The 13,734-nt window shown below is 37.4% G+C and carries 22 protein-coding genes; 4 read left to right on the top strand and 18 right to left on the bottom strand.

What is annotated here, in order from left to right; translation table 11 throughout:
- Positions 1 to 3 precede the first annotated feature (3 nt).
- Positions 4 to 408 (top strand): hypothetical protein, encoded by a 405-nt coding sequence (locus ACQKEV_RS05400; protein ID WP_427444063.1) that lies wholly within the window; start codon positions 4 to 6, stop codon positions 406 to 408.
- Between the two features lie 358 nt (positions 409 to 766).
- Here ACQKEV_RS05400 and ACQKEV_RS05395 read toward each other — a convergent pair whose 3' ends face one another.
- The 12 genes from ACQKEV_RS05395 to ACQKEV_RS05340 all read right to left on the bottom strand — a co-directional run bounded on the left by ACQKEV_RS05395 (position 767) and on the right by ACQKEV_RS05340 (position 9,021).
- On the bottom strand, positions 767 to 1,744 hold the full coding sequence (locus ACQKEV_RS05395) for a hypothetical protein (protein ID WP_427444061.1): 978 nt from the start codon (positions 1,742 to 1,744) through the stop codon (positions 767 to 769).
- A 1,025-nt stretch (positions 1,745 to 2,769) separates the two neighbouring features.
- Positions 2,770 to 3,150 carry a peroxiredoxin family protein gene (locus ACQKEV_RS05390; RefSeq protein WP_427444059.1) on the bottom strand — a complete coding sequence of 127 codons (381 nt, stop codon included), beginning with the start codon at positions 3,148 to 3,150 and terminating at the stop codon, positions 2,770 to 2,772.
- Between the two features lie 14 nt (positions 3,151 to 3,164).
- Positions 3,165 to 3,512 carry a DsrE/DsrF/DrsH-like family protein gene (locus ACQKEV_RS05385; protein ID WP_427444057.1) on the bottom strand — a complete coding sequence of 116 codons (348 nt, stop codon included), beginning with the start codon at positions 3,510 to 3,512 and terminating at the stop codon, positions 3,165 to 3,167.
- Positions 3,513 to 3,554: 42 nt separating this feature from the next.
- Complete coding sequence (locus ACQKEV_RS05380) at positions 3,555 to 4,331, bottom strand: sulfite exporter TauE/SafE family protein (protein WP_427444055.1); 777 nt, start codon at positions 4,329 to 4,331, stop codon at positions 3,555 to 3,557.
- Positions 4,332 to 4,406: 75 nt separating this feature from the next.
- Complete coding sequence (locus ACQKEV_RS05375; protein WP_427444053.1) at positions 4,407 to 5,534, bottom strand: MBL fold metallo-hydrolase; 1,128 nt, start codon at positions 5,532 to 5,534, stop codon at positions 4,407 to 4,409.
- 137 nt (positions 5,535 to 5,671) lie between these two features.
- Positions 5,672 to 6,064: a DsrE/DsrF/DrsH-like family protein gene (locus tag ACQKEV_RS05370; protein WP_427444051.1), complete on the bottom strand. Its 393-nt coding sequence runs from the start codon at positions 6,062 to 6,064 to the stop codon at positions 5,672 to 5,674.
- A 40-nt stretch (positions 6,065 to 6,104) separates the two neighbouring features.
- Positions 6,105 to 6,680, bottom strand: a complete 576-nt coding sequence (locus ACQKEV_RS05365; RefSeq protein ID WP_427444049.1) for a sulfurtransferase TusA family protein — start codon at positions 6,678 to 6,680, stop codon at positions 6,105 to 6,107.
- Between the two features lie 51 nt (positions 6,681 to 6,731).
- Positions 6,732 to 7,028, bottom strand: coding sequence for a rhodanese-like domain-containing protein (locus ACQKEV_RS05360; RefSeq protein ID WP_269925634.1), 297 nt, complete (start codon positions 7,026 to 7,028; stop codon positions 6,732 to 6,734).
- 35 nt (positions 7,029 to 7,063) lie between these two features.
- Positions 7,064 to 7,543: a DsrE/DsrF/DrsH-like family protein gene (locus tag ACQKEV_RS05355; RefSeq protein WP_427444047.1), complete on the bottom strand. Its 480-nt coding sequence runs from the start codon at positions 7,541 to 7,543 to the stop codon at positions 7,064 to 7,066.
- Between the two features lie 58 nt (positions 7,544 to 7,601).
- Positions 7,602 to 7,829 (bottom strand): sulfurtransferase TusA family protein, encoded by a 228-nt coding sequence (locus tag ACQKEV_RS05350; RefSeq protein ID WP_427444045.1) that lies wholly within the window; start codon positions 7,827 to 7,829, stop codon positions 7,602 to 7,604.
- A 202-nt stretch (positions 7,830 to 8,031) separates the two neighbouring features.
- Complete coding sequence (locus ACQKEV_RS05345; RefSeq protein WP_269925637.1) at positions 8,032 to 8,154, bottom strand: hypothetical protein; 123 nt, start codon at positions 8,152 to 8,154, stop codon at positions 8,032 to 8,034.
- A 282-nt stretch (positions 8,155 to 8,436) separates the two neighbouring features.
- Entirely contained in the window at positions 8,437 to 9,021 is a 585-nt protein-coding gene (locus ACQKEV_RS05340; protein WP_427444044.1) for a phosphatidylglycerophosphatase A family protein, read from the bottom strand.
- Between the two features lie 110 nt (positions 9,022 to 9,131).
- Here ACQKEV_RS05340 and ACQKEV_RS05335 point away from each other — a divergent pair, with 110 nt between their 5' ends.
- The 3 genes from ACQKEV_RS05335 to ACQKEV_RS05325 all read left to right on the top strand — a co-directional run bounded on the left by ACQKEV_RS05335 (position 9,132) and on the right by ACQKEV_RS05325 (position 10,880).
- Complete coding sequence (locus ACQKEV_RS05335) at positions 9,132 to 9,854, top strand: alpha/beta hydrolase (RefSeq protein ID WP_427444043.1); 723 nt, start codon at positions 9,132 to 9,134, stop codon at positions 9,852 to 9,854.
- Between the two features lie 77 nt (positions 9,855 to 9,931).
- On the top strand, positions 9,932 to 10,450 hold the full coding sequence (locus ACQKEV_RS05330) for a YjcG family protein (RefSeq protein ID WP_427444042.1): 519 nt from the start codon (positions 9,932 to 9,934) through the stop codon (positions 10,448 to 10,450).
- A 1-nt stretch (position 10,451) separates the two neighbouring features.
- Positions 10,452 to 10,880 (top strand): GNAT family N-acetyltransferase, encoded by a 429-nt coding sequence (locus tag ACQKEV_RS05325; protein WP_427444041.1) that lies wholly within the window; start codon positions 10,452 to 10,454, stop codon positions 10,878 to 10,880.
- Between the two features lie 36 nt (positions 10,881 to 10,916).
- Here the strand turns inward: ACQKEV_RS05325 and ACQKEV_RS05320 are convergent, their stop codons facing one another.
- The 6 genes from ACQKEV_RS05320 to ACQKEV_RS05295 form a co-directional block, all read right to left on the bottom strand.
- Positions 10,917 to 11,177, bottom strand: a complete 261-nt coding sequence (locus ACQKEV_RS05320) for a stage VI sporulation protein F (protein ID WP_427444039.1) — start codon at positions 11,175 to 11,177, stop codon at positions 10,917 to 10,919.
- Positions 11,178 to 11,327, bottom strand: a complete 150-nt coding sequence (locus tag ACQKEV_RS05315) for a YjcZ family sporulation protein (protein ID WP_427444037.1) — start codon at positions 11,325 to 11,327, stop codon at positions 11,178 to 11,180.
- Between the two features lie 66 nt (positions 11,328 to 11,393).
- A complete protein-coding gene (spoVAE, locus tag ACQKEV_RS05310) occupies positions 11,394 to 11,759 on the bottom strand; it encodes a stage V sporulation protein AE (RefSeq protein ID WP_427444035.1) in 366 nt (121 codons plus the stop codon).
- A gap of 9 nt (positions 11,760 to 11,768) precedes the next feature.
- On the bottom strand, positions 11,769 to 12,773 hold the full coding sequence (locus tag ACQKEV_RS05305) for a stage V sporulation protein AD (protein WP_427444033.1): 1,005 nt from the start codon (positions 12,771 to 12,773) through the stop codon (positions 11,769 to 11,771).
- Complete coding sequence (gene spoVAC, locus ACQKEV_RS05300) at positions 12,767 to 13,222, bottom strand: stage V sporulation protein AC (RefSeq protein WP_427444031.1); 456 nt, start codon at positions 13,220 to 13,222, stop codon at positions 12,767 to 12,769. The genes ACQKEV_RS05305 and spoVAC overlap by 7 nt, the downstream gene beginning before the upstream one ends.
- Positions 13,222 to 13,629 carry a YhcN/YlaJ family sporulation lipoprotein gene (locus ACQKEV_RS05295; protein WP_427444030.1) on the bottom strand — a complete coding sequence of 136 codons (408 nt, stop codon included), beginning with the start codon at positions 13,627 to 13,629 and terminating at the stop codon, positions 13,222 to 13,224. Before ACQKEV_RS05295 ends, spoVAC begins: the two co-directional genes overlap by 1 nt.
- Positions 13,630 to 13,734 lie beyond the last annotated feature (105 nt).

The following is a 13,734-nucleotide window of genomic DNA, read 5'->3' as shown; positions in this document are numbered from 1 at the left end:
GATATGAAAAAAGAGGTTACATTTCAAACCTTAGGGACGATTTCATCTTTAGGGCTAGGAATAATTACTATCGAACTTTTTATATCCACAAAAAATCATGATATTTATAGTGGACATGATATCTTTTGGGAATTAGTAAATTTCGCTGTAATGATGTTAGCCTTTATGGTTATGGCGCGAACTGGAGTAAGTTTTAAAAAATCACTAAAAGATAATAGTGGTATTAATTATTTATTATATTTCTGTTTAGCTACAATAAACTTTTTAGGTATACCTTTATTATTAATTGTAGGAACAATTGTTGACTTTGGAAAGCACTGGTTTTTAATGTTACTAATAGTAACGGCAGTAGTTATATGGGGTAATTATAATGATAGTAAGAAGCAAAAGAAGGTAAGAACAGCTTAGAAAGTTTAAAATACATATTGTTAGCGAAAGAATAGGGTACTCATACGGTTGAGGTACGTGATATTGCGGGGAGGGTATTATCGTGATATACTACGCTAACAAACGTAGACTCAACGCTTGCGTAACGTGGTTTTGACGCTGATACTTCCGATTGTTTTATACTCCGTAACCTTGACAGGGTGGAGGTCGCTGGTTCGAGCCCAGTCGGGATCATTATTTAAAAGAGCCTTTAAACGTTGGTACATCAACGTTTAAAGGCTCTTTCTTTTTGTATTCCATTTAACCGATTACTTAAGTTTTATGATTTGTCCGCATTTTGTTCGCAGGCAACAATTTCCCCTTTAGAATACCTATACACTCATTTTTGCAAATCTTCTTTCAAACCGCCGTCATCCAAGATTTCTAATTTTTCCACTGCATCATTAATCTTTGCAATCCCCTTAACGATAGCGTTCATTTGTTCGCCGCCTTCTTTTTTATAATGAACGACGACCGAGGTGCTATAGCTTGTCGGTTCATTTTCATCTTGCTGAACTTCAATATCCCCAACGCTCAATTCATATCCATTTTCAGCGGCAATGGCTGGATAGACAAACCCGAATGAGGTAACAAAATCTTCCAATCCATCCTTTGAAAAGGTACTATATTTCTTATTTAAATACTCCACAAGTGGTTTATTATCCATTGGATTTTTTGAACCAGACCACAACTTATTCAGCTTATGATCGGTCCTGCCAAACTGCTCCTGGAGAATTCCCCAAGCGAGATCTCCATTATCGCGACCCACGTTGGAAATTCTGATCATCTCTTGATAGAATCCACTATCACTTAAGCTCTTGATTCCACTGATTCTACCGTTCTCAGACATTGTGACGAAACCGGTCAGTGTTGCGAAGTTCTTCTCCCCTTCTTTGCCAAACGTTACATCTACTTTATAGTCATAGTTCCGCTCAAAACTTTCTTGTTGCTCAATCTGGATTTGATCGGCATTGAACGTGTATCCGATTTCATCTGCTAGATAATGATATGTGTATACATGATTTTTTAAAATTAACTCTTGAATTTCCTCTTCTTCTACAAAAGGGCTAAAGGTTTCATTCATGTAATCTGTATACTGCTCTATTCCAGTCTTTTCAGAATCAGTCGTCTCTTCGAACATGTCATTTCGTACTTGTATAGCTCTTTCATCCGGTCCATTAAATTCAATTTCTAAGTACTTTTTAATCGTTTCGATATTTGGATCTTCAACCGATGCTACTTCAATCTTCTGCTCCGAACAACCAGTTAGAAACAAAGCCAACAGGAGTAAAATGCCACCTGCTTTTTTTATGAACATGATGAATCCCTCCTTAGTAATAGTTACATTCATTAACTTAATTACGGTTAAAACTGATGATTGGTTTCACATTTTGGGATATTTTTCTAATCGCTTCAATTCTGTCTTAGATGTATTCATTTGATTAATTGCAACCTCAGAATAAAGATTTATAAAGCTCTGAACAATTTCAACACAGGTGAGACTTTAATCGCTACCTAGTTTTTCGAACCGTCTCCAACGATTGCGTTGGAATAAGGTTACGACGAACAAGGCCCACAACTGGACAGTTAAAAAAAGAATCATCCACAAGAGCGAGTGATCCCAAAAAGCTAACCTTACAATAATCGTATGAACCAGAACTATGATTAAGCTAAAACCAGCTATCCCTCTCTTTCCTACTTCAGCCATAAAAATTCCAGAAACAAGCACTAAAAAAATCGGTAGCCAGAACATTGGTTTCACCCCACTTTTTTGATAAAATCATGTATTCATTTAACAATTTGTTTTTACCTATCAACTCACACCAGCAATTTATATTATTATCCAACATTATACCATGTTGGATATTTCTGTAATTAACTATTTTAATAAATTCCATTCCTTTTGTTTTTATGACGATAAAACTTTGAAACTATTATTTTCGGATAATTATGGTATTGCGTTATCCCGCCTACCGTGCTATACTTCTTTAGTATTGTTAAACGATGATTTGACTTCCAATAATAACGATTGTTTTACTTCTTAACCAGGACTGGAAGAGGAGATTGCAAGTTCAAACCTAGTCGGGATTATTGGGTGCCAAACCCACGAGAATCTTTAAGGAACGAAAGATTCTTCCAAAAAAAGCATCATCTCTTATGAGGTGATGCTTTTTTCTTTGTATTAAACTTCTATTTCAACATTTTTTATCCAATAAAAAACCCTCACTCCTATGAGTGAGGATAAAAACTATTTTAGATGGTGATCGCGATCATTACCTTTTCTTTTTAAACCTAGTAAACTGACTAATTCTAACAATGCTAGTCAGCCCCATTCCATTTTCATTAAAAATGTACAAATATATCTGCTGAAACTGCTTCATTTAACACCCATTTAATTGGTACTTGATCAGCAGGATATAAAAAGTGAGTATCTTCTTTTAGATCCAGATCCACTACGTACAATTTCACGCCTGTTTCGACAGCAATTTCAAGCAATTCATAAATAGATGGTGCATTAAAATCATTAAAAGCATTAGAAAGATACTCAATCCCTTCAGAAGGGACTGGAATATACTTTTCATCCAAAATATTAACACCTTTCCTCGAAAAAGCTAATATGACGTCAGCACCAGAAGAAGCGGCCCCGACAGCAATATTCAACGGAGGGTAAGCAGATTCTAACGCGTCATGAAGAGCTAACACAACTACTTTCTTTGGTTCCATCATTTGTACCCCTCTCAATAACTCAGTACGGCATCTGCCTGATAAGCTGACTCTAAAAAAGTAACGACTCCTGCGAGTTCAGCACCATCAACCAATTCCAACCCATCTGCAATCAAGATATTCATCTGACAACCATACAGTTTAATCCCCAATTGACTCGCCAAAGTTAATAATTGAGCTAAATCCGCACCATGTGTACGATCGAGCTTTCTTAAGTACCTTCGATCCAATATTCTTGCGCCATCCAAGTCAAAAAATATCGCCACTTCATTGTTTTGGTCAATCATGTCAATTGCTTGTTTTAATACATTGATCGCATTTGAGCTTAATGATACAAAAAAAACAAATTTTTTGTTGGCCATTTCAACCCCTTCTTCCCGATACAAGCATTAGGTACTGTTAACTTATAAGATATCCATCCAAATCTTCACTGCAGTAGCGAGAATCAATACAGCTAGAATAACTTGCAATAATTTTGTATTCATCTTTTTCCCTGCCATTGCGCCAAGTGGAGAAGCAATCAAGCTGGCTACAACCATGATAGCTGCTGGATAATAATCAACCTGTCCAGTAGTTACTTTACCAACCGTAGCTCCGATTGAAGAGATAAATGTGATGGCCAATGATGATGCAATCGTCATTCGAGTAGGAATTTTCAACACAACCAGCATGATGGGAACTAATAAAAACGCTCCTGCAGCTCCTACAATACCCGCTCCAATACCAACGATTAAAGAAAGTGAAGCAGCAATCCATTTATTGAATTTCACTTGATTAAGCGGAATATCGTCTATTCCATTTTTAGGAATAAACATCATAACAGCTGCAATAGCCGCTAAAATACCGTAAATCAAATTAATTCCATCTTCACTCATTAATTTCGAACCATAACTACCTACAAAACTACCAATTAAAATACTGACACCCATATAAAGAATTAATGATTTATTTAAATATCCACCTTTACGGTACGCCCATACTCCACCGATTGTAGCGAAGAATACTTGTACCGCACTGATTCCTGATACCTCATGTGCACTGAATGCCGCTAATCCCAACATGGGTGGAATATACAGGAGCATCGGATATTTAATGATTGAACCCCCAATTCCGAGCATTCCGGAAATATATGATCCTACGAATCCAATTAAGAAAATTGTAATGATAAATCCTAAATCCATGATTTTTCCTCCTTCAAGGAAAAGGAATCCTCAAGCGGATTCCTTTTAATTATTATCACTGATCAATAATTCAAATCAACGTACAGCGCAGCGATTTGGTCCGATTTCCATATCACGCTGTTTTTCATCATCCGGGCTGATAATACCCATGTTTGTTTGACGAATCTCTTGATAAGCATTCGGTTGTGGTGGCAAGTTTTCAGTTACTAATTTTCTAAATTCGTTCTCGTCATCAATATTTAAACCATGATTTTGAGCGTATAATGTACCTAATTTTTCAGACACACTGCCATCCTCATTCAATTCATCTAAAATCATGAAATGGGCAGGAAGAACAATCAGCTCTTCAGATAATTTTCTATAGCGTTCGTAAAGACTTTCTCTTAAATCTTTTACCCAGTCTTCTGCCATACCAGCTAAATCCGGTCGTCCGATTGAATCGATGAATAAAATATCCCCTGACAACAAGTATTTTTCATCAACAACAAAAGAAGTTGATCCAATCGTGTGTCCTGGTGAATATAACGCATGAATATTTATCGTTGTGTGACCGATTGTTACATCGTTTCCATTTTCAAGCGGTTGGTATTCAAAGATAACTTCTGTTGCATCCTTTGGTGGTAACCAATATGTTGCTCCCGTGTTTTGAGCAATTGTGAGTCCACCAGAAATATGATCAGCATGCAGATGTGTATCAAACACATGTGTAATTTTGGCTCCCAAACCTTCTGCAAATTGAATATAAACGTCAGTCATTCTCGTAGCGTCCACAATAGCTGCTTCCCCATTTGAGACAACCATATAAGATAAGCATCCTTTACCAATACGAACAAATTGATAAAGTTCCCCACCATTTCCTAAATTGCCGATTTTAACCGGTTCTAAATGTTCGCTCCACGCTTTCATTCCACCCTGTAAATAAGAAACTTCAAGTCCCTCATCCGATAGCATTTCGGCAATCATGATGGATGAACCTTCTTTGGCACACACTACCAGGATTTCTTGATCAGAAGGAAGTTCATTCATGATCTCTTCCACCCCATCTAATAAATCGAAGTATGGGATATTTAAATAACTGAAGTTTTCACCTTCAATTTTCCAATCTTGAAAGTCACCTTCGTTACGGACATCTAAAACAAACAATTTTTCTTTATTAAATACTTTAGTTGTAACTTCTTTTGAAGTCATTGCTATTACTGTCATCCATTTTTACCCCCTATGGTATTTTTGAGATTAAAAATTAAGTTATGTTAAACGATTCTGTTGTGTATCGTAATTTGAGGTAAGCAATCATGCACCAACTCATTTTCTCCAACAGCATTTTTTAACATAACTAAAAATTAAAATGTCAATGTTACTTCTGCATCTTTAGCGAATTCAAGGAACGTAACAGCTCCACCGACATCGATTCCATCAACAAATGACTCTTTTTCTAGACCCATAACATCCATTGTCATTTGACAGCCGATGAATTTTACATCAAGCTCTTGAGCCATTGCTACCAATTCAGGAATAGCTGGTACATTTGCATTAGCAAATCCTTCTGCGAAGTGCTCTTTTCCTTCAGGCATTGACAGTTGTTGATTTGCTTCTTTATGAATCAAATTTAATCCTTCGAAAGTGAAGAAGATAGCTACTTCTTGGTCTGTTGCTGCTGCTGCAGTTGCGATATTGAACACTTTATATGCATCGAATAATCCACCATTACTTGCGATAATTGCTACTTTACTCATTTTAGTTCCTCCTAGTTAATTGTGAATTTGTCGTAAAGGATCAATTGCTTATACTTTTCGTTTCTCCAGTCCATTGGCTCATCCCAGGTAGGACATTAATTACGTTCGAAAAGCCGTTTTCAGCTAATTTTTGAGCAGCGAAATCACTGCGACTACCTGTGCGGCATACTACATAAATTTCATCTTCTTTATTTAATTCATTTAGTCTAGATTCCAGCTCACCCATTGGAATAGATTGCGCATTTGGAATATGATCGAAAGCATATTCGGCAGCTTCACGTACATCAACTACCACAATGCTGTCATTGTTTTGTAATTTCGTAAGTAGTTCTTCGTTAGTTGTAACATTTGGATGTTTACGTTCAATCTCTTCCTCACCCGAGGACTTTCTTAAGTAATGTTTAAGTACATCTCCATCTACCAAAGTGCCAAGATACTGATGACCAGTACTACCAGCCCAAGCTTTAATATCCGCTGTAGACCCTTTATCTGTAGCCAAAACTTCTAGAACTTGCCCAGCTTCTAAAGTAGTCATTGCTTTTTTAGTTTTCACGATTGGCATCGGACATGCTAATCCTTTTGCATCTAAAATTAAATTTGCTTTAATTTCATTCATTGTATTACCTCCATATTTATACCACCAAGGGTATTTATAGTCATAAAAAAATTATTGTACTTGCCCTTCGTAAGAAAGCATGCCACCAGTCATATTAATAACTGAGTATCCGTGGCTCTCAAGGATTTGAGTAGCACGACCGCTTCTACCACCAGATCGACAAACCATGACATACTCTTTTGATTTATCCAGCTCGTTCATGCGAAATTCAAGTAATCCAAGTGGAATGTTTACTGCACCCGGTATTTTTCCAGCTGCTACTTCATCCACTTCACGTACATCAATGATGTTTAATGTTTTACCTTCAGTGACGTTCATTTCAACTTCTTTTGCTGTCATTTCTTTCATGAATAAATTCTCCTCATATATTTTCGATTATATTATTAGATGAATAGGTTCACATGGCCATCTTGTGCATCTGCCAAGTAAGCTGCTACGCCTGCATATTCAATATTTTCCAATAGCTCCGCTTGTTGAAGACCTAATAAGTCCATTGTCATCGTACAAGCTACCAATTTAATGTCTTGTTCTTGCGCCATTTCAATCAAGTTAGGTAAAGACATCGCATTATGTTTTTTCATAACATCTTTGATCATCTTCGGTCCAAAACCAGCAAAGTTCATTTTTGAAAGACCCATCTTATCTGCGCCTCTAGGCATCATTTTGCCGAACATTTTTTCCATAAATCCTTTTTTAACCATTACATTTTCGTCTTTACGTAATGCATACAAACCCCAGAATGTATGGAAAATGGTTACTTCGTGATCATACGCAGCTGCACCATTTGCAATGATATATGCCGCCATTACTTTATCGTAATCTCCACTGAATAAAACAATGGTAGTTTTTTTCTGTTCAGTCATTTTATCTCTCCTTTGAAATTATAATATACCTACATAGGTATATTTATTGTTAAAAAAATTACGCTTTTTTAATCCAGAACTTAAGTACATCATTTTCTTCTAGATGTTGTAGCATTTCATGGCCACCTGATTTAGCCCAAGCTGTTAAATCATTGACAGCACCTTTGTCTGTTGTATGAATTTCCAGTACTTGCCCACTTTCCAGTTCTTTCATTGATTTTCTAGTTTTAACGATCGGCATTGGACAAGCCAATCCTTTAGCGTCCAAAAATTTATCTGCATTCATAATTGTATTCCTCCTTTAAATTGTGAAAGGTAATTTAATACCTATAGGGGTATATTACAAGAATAAAAAAAAGAAGTCAACCCTTTACTTCGTGTTATCTTCTTATCCCCCACTATGTATATTATGCTAAGTGTGTGTTTATGTTTAATATTTTAAAAGAAAAAGCATCACCTTGTTCGAGATGACGCTTCCTTCTTTTTCGTTATGCTCTCCAGACGCCACGTTCCCACTTCTCAATAAATTGCTCAAACGTAAGACCATAGCGTTCTCTAATTTTATGATACACGAAATATTGTCCTAAGCTTTCAATGAGTCGATCTTCCATTTAAACGCCTCCTGTTGATGTTAATGGATTCATTTATTCTATTCATCATTAGCTTGTCCATAGACATTAAATCATATTCATTTTTGCAAGAACGACATTAAAATGTTCCGTTTTCATCAAAAAGACCGTTGAAGATGATTTTTCATCTTCAACGGTTGATAGTCATAATATCTTAAACGGTTGGCATTGCTTTATTCATATCATGTTTTTTATCACGTGTTTCAAACTGGATGACAAACAAGGTAATGTATATTATCAAACCGATTGGGAAATGCACAATTTTCAGGTCGTTGTTCCTTCAATTTTTGTTTCTGGAGCTGTTTCTTCCGGTTCGATGTCGGCAAATGTTTCATTATGTTCTTCCAAATCACGAGTTCTATGTGCAATGCGTGAAGAAGCACAAGCAGCTATACTCGCTACTAGATCATCCAAAAACGTGTGAACGCCTTCACCGATTTTTGTATCCAGCTTTTTAATAATACCTATTTTATTCTTGTCCAAGTGACCGAATGTAGTGACGGCTATACTTCCATATGTAAATACAGAGCCCAACGCAATCGTTTCATCTACACCAAATAAACCTTCATCCGCTTCAACAATTTGTTGTAATGGCGCTGAAAGCATTTTCTTTTCGGCCAATTCATCCAGCTCAATGCCTACTAATATGGCATGTTGCATTTCTCTCTTTTTCAATACACTTTCAACTGACTCGATGCAATGTTCCAATGTAAGACCCACATTGTACGCGATTTGCATTTCATAAACGATTTTTGCGATTTCTTCAATGGAAACCCCTCGACGTTCCAAAGCCTGTTTAGTAGCGTCAATTACTTGTTGTGAATGTACGCGTAATCCATTTCGATCCATTATGCCATCTCCGTTTCATTCGTTTCGTGTTGTTTTCAATATTCATAATTATACCTTCCAACTGCAGTATGGTACAATTTCTTTAGCAAGATGTAGAGGAGGTAAATCCGTTGTCTAAAGGTACAATTCAAGACGTTAAGCTATTTAGTGACGCCTTACAAGAAGATATGCAACTGCTGATTTATATACCAGCAAATTATTCACCACTTTATAAATATACAGTTTTAATTGCTTCTGACGGAAAAGATTACTTCCAATTGGGAAGAATGTCCCGTGTTGCGGATGAGTTACTCGAAAATAAAGAAATTGAAAATATAATCATTGTTGGTGTCCCTTACAAAAACGTGGAAGATCGCCGTCGCAAATATCACCCATCCGGTGAGCAACATGATGCTTACTTGCGTTTTCTTGCACATGAGCTCGTTCCTTATTTAGATCTAACTTATCCAACCTATCAAATCGGGATGGGACGAGCATTGATTGGCGACTCATTGGCAGCAACCGTTTCTCTTCTCGCCGCTGTGAAATACCCCAATATTTTCGGAAAAGTTCTCTTACACTCCCCGATGGTCAATGATGAGGTTTTAGCAAAAGTTGAAAATGTCCGGACTCCGCATTCATTTTCGGTTTACCATGTTATTGGTACGGGCGAGGATGTAGTAAATCTAGCCAATGGTGAAACTGAAAACTTCCTGGAACCTAACCGGGTTTTAAATTCATTGATGAAAGACAAAGGATTTTCGTTGTTCTATGACGAATTTGAAGGAGACCATACTTGGAAGCATTGGCAACCGGATTTAAAGCGTGCGATTAAAATGAATTTTGGACATTAATCGTCAAATGAGGTCTTATCCAGAAAATTTGCTATACTATAAGTATGTAATACTCAACTATAAAGGAGGTTTTTAGGATGAAATATGGAGTCGTTGCATTCCCATCTAAAAAACTACAAGATTTGGCAAACTCATACCGTAAACGTTATGATCCACATTATGCACTCATCACGCCTCACATGACGGTCAAGGGCGTGTTTGAAGCAAGTGACACTGAAATTGAACAACTTTCAACAAGCATCAGCAACGTAGCTAAACGTCACAAACCCCTCAAATTACACGCAACGCGCGTTAGTTCGTTTTCACCAGTTACGAATGCAATTTACTTCAAAGTAGAACCAACTGAAGAATTGCTTAAGCTTCATGAAGATTTACATTCCGAAGAATTGGGTGGCAAAGCTGAATATGCATTTGTCCCACATATTACGATTGCACAAAAAATGTCGTCTGGTGAACATGACGATATTTATGGTCAATTAAAAATGGTTGGAGTCGATCACGAAGAAATAATCGATCGTTTACATTTGCTTTATCAACTTGAAGATGGCTCTTGGACGGTTTACGAAACATTCCGTTTGACTGGGGCTGAAAATTAATTTGATTACGACCAAACGAGTGGAATCACCAAAAGAACTTGAAGATGCGTTCTTTGTTCGTCAAAAAGTTTTTGTGGATGAGCAGGATGTTCCCATTCATTTAGAAATGGATGAATATGATCAATCTGCTGTTCATTTCGTGGCGTATGATGATGAAATGCCGATAGGTGCCGGTCGTATTCGAGAACCTGAACCAGGTGTTGCAAAAGTGGAACGTGTCTGCATCTTGCCTCAATATCGTGGTAAGCATTTAGGTAATTTGATGATGGAAACGATGGAAAGTTATGCGAAAGAGGCTAATTTAGCGACCGTTAAACTAAATGCACAGTCTTATGCCGTACCTTTTTATGAAAAACTCCTTTATCAAATTACCTCACCTGAATTTATGGACGCGGGTATCCCTCATCGTGCCATGCAAAAAGAATTATAAAAAAAGCACTTGTTCAATTTGAACAAGTGCTTTTATTTATTCGTTTCTTTGGTTCATCATGTTAGCTATCTCATTTAGATTTAGCTTGTTTCCTTTTTGAACAACAGATTTAACAATTTGGTCTTCGAAATCGCTTGAAATCTGTTTTCCAGCAATTTTGGAAACTTTTCGAACGATTTTTTTCACTTGGCGTTCATCTGAAAAATCAGCATGCTGAATTGCATTCGCTAATGTGAAAACTTCGTCCATCGAAACACCCGTTTTTTGCTCGATCTTCTTAAAAAATGAGTCGTGCATTTATTCCCCTCCTATCGTAATGAAACTACTCCCTACGATGATTAATAGGATGAATAGTACAACTATGAGGATAAATGTTGACCCTTGATAAGGAGCACCAGCTGGATACATTTGTGGATAACCACCGCAAGGATTATTACCTCCGCACATACGATTCCCTCCCTTCCCATTCGAACTAGAATATGCGAATGGGTTTTAAAGAAGAGGGCATTTTGCTCAGGACACTTTGCCTTTGGACCTGAAAATGAGTGCTGCAACTACACCGAATATAATGGCAGCACTGATACCGGAACTTGTCACTTCGAACATACCAGTTAAAACACCGATAAAACCATGTTTTTCTGCTTCTTGCATAGCACCATGTGTAAGGGAATTACCAAAAGAAGTAATGGGAATCGTTGCTCCTGCTCCTGCAAAATCGATGAAAGGCTCATATAAGCCAAACCCATCTAGAACAGAACCAATGGCTACTAATAAACTTAATGTATGCGCGGGCGTTAATTTCGCCACATCAAATAGAAGTTGTCCCACAACACAAATGAGTCCACCAACGATAAATGCAGTAATGACTGAAAAGATCATATTGTCACCTCATTCCATTGACAATTCAACAGCATGGGCGATGCACGGGATCGATTCGCCCTGTTGAAATGACAGTGGGGATAATAAAGCACCAGTAGCTACCAGTAAAATTTTCTTATATTGTTTCGCTAATAATTCTGCATAAATGGGTCCTAGATAGACAGTTGCAGAACAACCCGCTCCACTCGCACCAGATAAAAATTTATCATTATTCCCATAAAATTCAGATCCAGCATCGCGATATTGATCAACAAGGAAAGAAGAAACTCCACTAGTTTTGATTAATTCTTTTAAGATGGCAAAACCATTCTTCCCGAGATCTCCTGTCATAACCAAATCATAAGAAGTTCCTTTATTTTGTGCTAAATGCCGCTGAATTGTATCAAATGCCGCTGGTGCCATTGCACTTCCCATATCAAGTGGGTCCGTACATTCACAATCCACAACTTGACCAATAGTGGCTGATTGCACAAATGGTTTATCGGCTTGATGGTGGGATAGAACACCATAACCTGCTCCAGTAACGGTCCATTGGCCTGTCGGGGGCTTTTGTGTGCCGTATTCAATTGGATATCTGAACTGTCTCTCAACCGCATTATGCTGGCTGGCTGCACCAAATAAAATTCGGTCCATTTGCTTTGTTTCAAGAAAAAAACTCGCTGTAATAAGAGAAGAAATGCTTGTTGCACAAGCAGAAAACATCCCCATGTATGGAGTAGCAAGCTGGCGTGCCGCAAAATTTGTTGGTGTCATTTGATTGACCAAATCTCCTCCAAGGAACACATCGATATCCGAAAGTTGCAAGCCGCCTTTCATAATGGCCAAATTACACGTATCCTCTACTAACTGGGAATGACCTTTTTCGTTCGTTTCTTGGCCAAGACGTTCATCTTCATAAACATGGTCAAAATGGGGATGAAAGGGACTTTCTTTTTCAAGTGGACCAACAGAAACGGCCGTCGAAACGATACTTGGCTTTGAAGCAAACTGATATGTTCGCGAATTCCTTACCAAGAAATCACCCCCATTTTAACCAGAATCGTTTTAATAAGGGTCACAACAAACGCTGAGAAAGTACCGTAAACAATGACAGGTCCTGCAAGTTTAAACATATTGACACCGACCCCTAAAATAAAACCTTCTGATTTATGTTCGATTGCAGCCGAAATCACGGCATTACCAAATCCAGTTACAGGTACAGCTGAACCCGCCCCGCCGAACTGACCGATTTTTTTATAGATGCCGAATCCAGTTAAAAGCATCGATATAAATACCATTGTTGCGACGGTCGGATTACTGGCCGTTCTCTCCGTAAATGAAAAAAAGTACATATACAAATATGAAATCATTTGACCAACTGAACAGATGATTCCGCCTGTTAGAAATGCTTTCATACAGTTCTTTAGTACGGGACGTTTCGGTGCAATCTCGTCCACTGTTTGTTGATATGAATTGGGATCCATTACGTATTCTCCTTTGCCAATGCTCTCAGTTTATCTAAATCTTTCTTCAAAGCATCTTCTGTCGGTTGTTTTTCAATGATTTTCTTCAGTTCCCAAGTAATTTTTAAATCACTGGATACAAACACCTCATGGTTTGGAAATAGTGATTTCACTTCTTTTTCAATTGAATTGGCAATTTTTTCTTTGCTGAATTTCGACAAAGGTGCTACTTGTAAGGAAACCACCAGTTGATGATCAAAAAACACACCCGATGCTTCACTTATTTTCTTATTGTCATGAAAGACTTCTTTGAGCATTTCCACTTCTTCTTGATCATCATCCACATGATAAATGGATACTTGCGGTTCTTCGTCAGAACACCCTGCCAATAGCAATAACATACAGCTCAACAGTCCGAATTTTTTCATTTTCAATTCACCTTTTATCCTAGTATGATGTTATTTCAAAAGTTTATGTATAAATTGGTTACGCGCCCTGACCATCGTTCACAATCGACATATTGTATAAAGAAT

Origin of the sequence: Paenisporosarcina sp. NPDC076907 (assembly GCF_050269735.1) — a bacterium.
Taxonomy (GTDB): domain Bacteria; phylum Bacillota; class Bacilli; order Bacillales_A; family Planococcaceae; genus Paenisporosarcina.
Note: the sequence above shows the minus strand (reverse complement) of the source record. Positions and strands in the feature narration are given on the sequence as shown.

Bases quoted from the DNA above. Each gene is read 5' to 3' on its own strand.
- ACQKEV_RS05340 (WP_427444044.1), bottom strand. From the start codon at position 9,021: ATGGATCGAAATGGATTACGCGTACATTCACAACAAGTAATTGACGCT.
- ACQKEV_RS05350 (WP_427444045.1), bottom strand. From the start codon at position 7,829: ATGAATGCAGATAAATTTTTGGACGCTAAAGGATTGGCTTGTCCAATG.
- ACQKEV_RS05365 (WP_427444049.1), bottom strand. From the start codon at position 6,680: ATGAATGAAATTAAAGCAAATTTAATTTTAGATGCAAAAGGATTAGCA.
- ACQKEV_RS05380 (WP_427444055.1), bottom strand. From the start codon at position 4,331: ATGGATTTAGGATTTATCATTACAATTTTCTTAATTGGATTCGTAGGA.
- ACQKEV_RS05370 (WP_427444051.1), bottom strand. From the start codon at position 6,064: ATGAGTAAAGTAGCAATTATCGCAAGTAATGGTGGATTATTCGATGCA.
- ACQKEV_RS05355 (WP_427444047.1), bottom strand. From the start codon at position 7,543: ATGACTGAACAGAAAAAAACTACCATTGTTTTATTCAGTGGAGATTAC.
- ACQKEV_RS05315 (WP_427444037.1), bottom strand. From the start codon at position 11,327: ATGTGCGGAGGTAATAATCCTTGCGGTGGTTATCCACAAATGTATCCA.
- ACQKEV_RS05395 (WP_427444061.1), bottom strand. From the start codon at position 1,744: ATGTTCATAAAAAAAGCAGGTGGCATTTTACTCCTGTTGGCTTTGTTT.
- ACQKEV_RS05360 (WP_269925634.1), bottom strand. From the start codon at position 7,028: ATGAAAGAAATGACAGCAAAAGAAGTTGAAATGAACGTCACTGAAGGT.
- ACQKEV_RS05390 (WP_427444059.1), bottom strand. From the start codon at position 3,150: ATGGAACCAAAGAAAGTAGTTGTGTTAGCTCTTCATGACGCGTTAGAA.
- ACQKEV_RS05400 (WP_427444063.1), top strand. From the start codon at position 4: ATGAAAAAAGAGGTTACATTTCAAACCTTAGGGACGATTTCATCTTTA.
- ACQKEV_RS05295 (WP_427444030.1), bottom strand. From the start codon at position 13,629: ATGAAAAAATTCGGACTGTTGAGCTGTATGTTATTGCTATTGGCAGGG.
- spoVAE (WP_427444035.1), bottom strand. From the start codon at position 11,759: ATGATCTTTTCAGTCATTACTGCATTTATCGTTGGTGGACTCATTTGT.
- ACQKEV_RS05385 (WP_427444057.1), bottom strand. From the start codon at position 3,512: ATGGCCAACAAAAAATTTGTTTTTTTTGTATCATTAAGCTCAAATGCG.
- ACQKEV_RS05345 (WP_269925637.1), bottom strand. From the start codon at position 8,154: ATGGAAGATCGACTCATTGAAAGCTTAGGACAATATTTCGTGTATCAT.
- ACQKEV_RS05320 (WP_427444039.1), bottom strand. From the start codon at position 11,177: ATGCACGACTCATTTTTTAAGAAGATCGAGCAAAAAACGGGTGTTTCG.
- spoVAC (WP_427444031.1), bottom strand. From the start codon at position 13,222: ATGGATCCCAATTCATATCAACAAACAGTGGACGAGATTGCACCGAAA.
- ACQKEV_RS05375 (WP_427444053.1), bottom strand. From the start codon at position 5,534: ATGACAGTAATAGCAATGACTTCAAAAGAAGTTACAACTAAAGTATTT.
- ACQKEV_RS05330 (WP_427444042.1), top strand. From the start codon at position 9,932: ATGAAATATGGAGTCGTTGCATTCCCATCTAAAAAACTACAAGATTTG.